The organism is Bacillota bacterium, from assembly GCA_040754675.1.
Lineage (GTDB): Bacteria > Bacillota > Limnochordia > Limnochordales > Geochordaceae > Geochorda.
In genome coordinates this window covers 1-4,991 of sequence record JBFMCJ010000300.1, presented here as the reverse complement: position 1 = coordinate 4,991, position 4,991 = coordinate 1, and the positions used below count along the sequence as shown (strand labels likewise).

Sequence of the window (4,991 nt, the reverse complement as noted above, 5' to 3'; positions counted from 1 at the left end):
TGAAGAGGCGGGCCGTGCCTGGCTTTCCGCCTTCGAGCAGGACCGCGTGGACCAAAGGCGCAAGGGGCTTCTCCGGATGCTTGACGAATCGGCGCGCAGGCTGGCCCGAAGGATCGAGCACCAGGTCGAGGACCTGCGGGGTGCCGAACGCGCCGAGGAGTTTCGCCGCTGCGGGGAGCTCCTCCTCACCTACGCCACCCGTATTCCGCCAGGGGCCGGCTCGGTGGTGCTGCCGCCCGCTGACCAACCCACGGGCGAAGCGGAGGTGACCATCCGTCTCGACCCGGCCCTGTCAGTTTCGGCAAACGCTCAGGCGTACTTCCGCCGCTACCAGAAAGCCCGTCGGGCCGTCTCGGTGCTGCAGGGTGAACTGGCGCGCTCCAGGCAGCTGCTCGCCGCCGTCGAGACGCTCCAGGTGCTGGCCCGCGAGGCGGACAGCCTCGAACTCCTGGAGGCTCTCGAGGCCGAACGGGCATCCCTTACCGGGGTCACGGCGCCGGGCCGGCACGATGGCAGACGCCCCGTGCCGAAATCCGCGCCGGCGCGCCGAAACGAGAGCGCCGCCGGCAGCAGGGCGCCGGCCATCGCACGCTTCCGGTCGTCGGACGGCGTCGAGATCCTGGTGGGCAAGAGCGCCAGGGCCAACGACCACCTCACGCTGCACCTGGCGCGCCCCGGCCATGTGTGGCTGCACGCCCGGGGCCTACCGGGGGCGCACGTCGTGATCCGTTCCCACGCGGAGCGCATTCCCGAGAGCACGCTCTTGGAGGCCGCCAGGCTCGCCGCGCGGTTCAGCGCCCAGGGGCGCTCGGGGACCGCGATCCCGGTAGACTATACCCTGTGCCGTCACGTACGAAAGCCGCCTGGCTCACCTCCGGGGTTCGTCGTCTACGATCACGAGAAGACCGTCCGGGTCATCCCGCACCCGAGCATGCTACCTGCGCCGGAGCCGGGTAGCCCGGATGCCGCCGGAGGCCCGTCAGCCCGGTCCTGACCGACCTGCCGTTCAGTGCCGGAAGTGCCGGATTGCGGTGAACACCATGGGAATGCCAGCCCGGTCGGCCACCGTGATGGACTCGTGGTCTCGCACCGAGCCGCCCGGCTGGATGATGGCCGCAATGCCGTGCTGAGCTGCCAGCTCCGTGACGTCCGAGAAGGGGAAGAAGCCATCGGACGCCAGCACCGCACCCTGTGCCTTCGCCCCGGCCTTCTCAATGGCGAGGCGGGCCGCGTCGATGCGGCTCACCTGCCCGGCCCCGATCCCCAGCGTCTGGCCGCCTTTGGCCACGACGATCGCGTTGGAACGGGCGTGCTTGACCACTCTCCAGGCAAAGCGCAGGTCTGGCCACAGCGCCTCGGGAACGGGCACCTTCGTCACCGTCTTGAGCTCCGCTTCACTGAGGTCTTCCCAGTCCGGGTTCTGGACCAGAAGGCCTCCTGCCACGGAACGCAGCTCCAGGGCAGTGCGCGCTGCCCCCGGGTCGGGGCGCGTCATCGGGCCCACTTCGATGAGCCGCAGCTTCGGCTTGCGGCCCAGGACCTCCAGCGCCTCGGGCTCGAAGGAAGGCGCCACGACGACCTCGAGGAAGGTCCGGCTCATGGCCCTGGCGGTGGCCCCGTCCACCGGGCGGCTCACCGCCACGACGCCCCCGAAGATGGAGATGGGGTCGGCTTCGTAGGCGAGTTCGTAAGCCCGGGCGAGCGTATCCGCCACGGCCGCGCCGCAGGGCGTGCCGTGCTTGATGGCGCAGGCGGCAGGGCGGTCGCAGAGTTCCGCTGCCAGCGCCAGGGCGGCGGCCGCATCCGCCACGTTGTTGTACGAAAGTTCCTTGCCCTGGAGCACCCGGCCCCACGGTACCGACGCGCCAGGGCTTTCGACACGGTAAACGGCGCCGGCCTGGTGGGGGTTCTCCCCGTAGCGTGCGACCACCCAGCGCTGCGCCACCACGTGCAGCACTTCAGGGAAGCCTTCTCCTGCCGACCCGGCGCCGCTTTCCAGCGCGGAGGCCACCTGGGCGTCGTACGCGGCTGTCAGGTGGAAGGCCGCCGCAGCCAGCCGCCGCCTGGTCGCCTCGGAAAGCGTGGCTTCCGGCGAGCGCTTCAGTTCTTCGATGACCTCAGCGTACTGGGCCGGGTCGGTCAGCACGGCCACCCTGGCGTGGTTCTTGGCGGCCGCCCGCGCCAGCGCAGGCCCGCCGATGTCGATGGACTCCACGAGTTCCGCCGCGCTCGCCGATCCCTCACGGTGGGCCCGTAGGCGTTCGGCAAAGGGGTAGAAGTTGACGGCCACCAGATCGAACGGCACGGCGCCCGCCTGCTCCAGTTCCGCAAGGTCCGCATCGGTGGGGCGTGCCAGCACGCCCGCGAAAACTCGGGGGTGCAGCGACTTGATGCGCCCACCCAGCATCGAGCCCTGCCCCGTCAGCTGGCTGATCGGGTGCACCGGTACCCCGGCGGCCTCGAGGTAGCGGGCCGTCCCTTCGGTAGCCCAGACCTCCCAGCCGGCGGCGGTCAGTTCCCGGGCGAGATCCGCGAGGCCCTCCGTGTTGGAGACGCTCATCAGGGCACGCCGAACGCGCCCTGGAAAACCGGGCCACATGCGCAGTGCGACCACCTCTCTACATTACTGGAGCCGGCGGCTGCCGGGGTCGGTGATGGGGACGCCCTCCCGGCAGAGCGGGCACGACTGCGGCTCCCAGGTCTCAAGGGCCAGCCTCAAGAGCGGCCGGTAGGGCACTGGCGGCTGGAAGCGCCCGCCGGTGCGATCGATCAGGCAACACGCCCCCACTACGCGCCCGCCCGCCTCCCGGACCGCCTCGTACGCTTCCATCAGCGATCTGCCGGTCGTCACCACGTCCTCGACCAGGAGCACCGGAGTGTCGGGTTGTAGCGAAAAGCCGCGCCGCAGTTGCATGCGGCCGCCGGCGCGCTCGGTGAAAAACGCCCGGCGCACCCCGACCTGGCGCGCCAGCTCGTAAGCGAGGAGGATGCCGCCGGTGGCAGGCCCCACCACGACCTCCGCCGGCAGATCCCAGCACTCCATGGCCAGCAGCCTGACGATCTCCCCGGCCAGCGCAGGCTGCTCGAGCAGGCGGAACTTCTCCACGTAGCGGTCCGAGTGAAGACCGGAGCTCAGCCGGAAGTGCCCGCAGAGCACGGCGCCTGCCTCCTGCAGCCGGCGGACGAGCCGAGCGCGCAACTCGCCGGGGGACGCCTCCGCGCGGCCGACGGCCCGTCCCACCAGGTCCTCGAGCGAGGAGAGGCCCCGCTGCGCAAGGTAGGACCGGAGTCCCTCGATGATCTCCAGCGCGGCGGTGGGCCGGTGGAAGGTGGCCGTCCCCACCGCGACGGCGCGCGCCCCCGCCATCAGGTACTCCAGGGCGTCATGGGCGCTCTCCACGCCACCGCTTCCCACGATGGGCATGCCCGTCGCCTGCCACACCGCGGCCGTCAGGCGTACGGAGAGCGGGCGGATCGCCGGGCCCGAAAGCCCTCCCACCCCTGCGGTCAGGAACGGCCGGCCGGCCTCGGTGTCGATGACCATGGCCGGGTACGTGTTGGCGACCGTGAAGGCGTCGGCGCCTGCGGCCGCGCATGCCGCGGCCACCTCGACGGGGTCGGCGGCCATGGGTGCAAGCTTGACGAGGACCGGCAGGCCCGAGGCCGCCTTGACAGCCTTGACCACCCGCGCCGCCATGACCGGGGATGCGCCGAACGCAACGCCCCCCTCTTTGACGTTGGGACAGGAAATGTTGAGTTCAAGGGCCGATACGCCCCCGGCCTGCTCGATCCGGCGGGCAACGGCAGCGTACTCCTCGACAGCCTTGCCGACGATGTTGGCGACGATGGTGGCTCCCGTGGCGGCCAGCTCGGGCAGGAGCTCCCGCACGAAGACGTCCACTCCGGGGTTCTCCAGGCCGATGGCGTTCACCAGCCCGGCGGGCGTCTCGACGAGGCGCGGCGGGGCATGCCCGGTCCAGGGCTCCAGGCTCACACCCTTGGTCAACACGGCCCCCACGGCCGCCGGGTCGATGATGCTCCGGTACTCAAGCCCGTAGCCGAACGTCCCCGACGCCATCAGCACCGGGTTCTTCAGCCGGACCGGGCCCAGAGCCACCTCCAGGGAGGCTGGCATGCTAGCTTGGACACCTTTCCCAGGCGAGTTCCTCCGCGTCGAAGACGGGCCCCTCGACGCACGCCCTGGCCCAACCCGTCACCCGGTGGCCGTGAGCACGCCGCCAGGGCACCACGCACGAGAGGCACACCCCGGCCCCGCACCCCATCATGGTCTCCACGGCCACCTGAAGCGGCCGGGGATCCTGCCGGCGCAGCCGTTCGAGCGCCTGGAGCATCCCCCAGGGCCCGCAGGCGAAGACCGCTCTGGCCTCGCGCCAGGCGGAAGCGGCGGCCTGGCCCGCCGTACCTCGCCCGCCCAGGCTCCCGTCTTCGGTCATCACCGCGACCTCGGCCCCCGCGTCCCTCAGGTCGTCCACCATGATGGCGTGGCTTGCGTCCCGGAAGCCGGCGATGGCGAAAACCCTGTGCCCTCCGCCCGAAGCGGCAAGTTCCCTGGCCAGAAAGAGAAGCGGGGCGGTGCCCGTACCGCCCCCGACCAGGAGAACGGGAGCTCCCGCATCCGGCCGCCTGAAGGCGCGGCCCAGCGGGCCCAAGAGATCCAGGGAGTCCCCCGGTTGCCTTGCCGAAAGCCACGAGCTCGCGCGGCCCACCACCTTCACCACCAGGAAGGCGAGCCCCCGTGCCCGGTCCACCCCGGCCAGGCTGAATGGCCGGCGGATCAACGGATCCAGGGCCTGCGGGTCCCGGCACAGCACGTTCACGAACTGCCCCGGGGCGGCCGCCTTCAGCTCCGGCGCTTCAAGCGCCAGCCTGACCAGGCCAGGGCCGAGCTCCTCCCGGCCCACCACGGGGGCCCGGAAGGCCGAAAAACCGCCGGTCACGGCCGCCATCCGGCCGCACCGTCTGGCCTCGCC

At 71.5% G+C, this 4,991-nt stretch carries 4 protein-coding genes; 1 reads left to right on the top strand and 3 read right to left on the bottom strand.

The window, feature by feature from the left end; all coding sequences use genetic code 11:
* The coding region (locus AB1609_15370) for an NFACT RNA binding domain-containing protein (GenBank protein MEW6047834.1) at positions 1–994 on the top strand (994 nt) is incomplete at its 5' end.
* A 12-nt stretch (positions 995–1,006) separates the two neighbouring features.
* Here the strand turns inward: AB1609_15370 and purH are convergent.
* The 3 genes from purH to AB1609_15355 all read right to left on the bottom strand — a co-directional run.
* A complete protein-coding gene (gene purH, locus AB1609_15365; GenBank protein MEW6047833.1) occupies positions 1,007–2,599 on the bottom strand; it encodes a bifunctional phosphoribosylaminoimidazolecarboxamide formyltransferase/IMP cyclohydrolase in 1,593 nt (530 codons plus the stop codon).
* 24 nt (positions 2,600–2,623) lie between these two features.
* The gene (locus tag AB1609_15360; GenBank protein ID MEW6047832.1) at positions 2,624–4,135 is read right to left on the bottom strand and encodes a dihydroorotate dehydrogenase; all 1,512 of its coding nucleotides are present in this window, start codon (positions 4,133–4,135) and stop codon (positions 2,624–2,626) included.
* A 1-nt stretch (position 4,136) separates the two neighbouring features.
* On the bottom strand, positions 4,137–4,991 hold an 855-nt coding region (locus tag AB1609_15355; protein ID MEW6047831.1), incomplete at its 5' end, for a dihydroorotate dehydrogenase electron transfer subunit.

Coding starts and splice junctions, on each gene's coding strand:
- purH (MEW6047833.1), bottom strand. CDS start 2,599: ATGTGGCCCGGTTTTCCAGGGCGCGTTCGGCGTGCCCTGATGAGCGTC.
- AB1609_15360 (MEW6047832.1), bottom strand. CDS start 4,135: ATGCCAGCCTCCCTGGAGGTGGCTCTGGGCCCGGTCCGGCTGAAGAAC.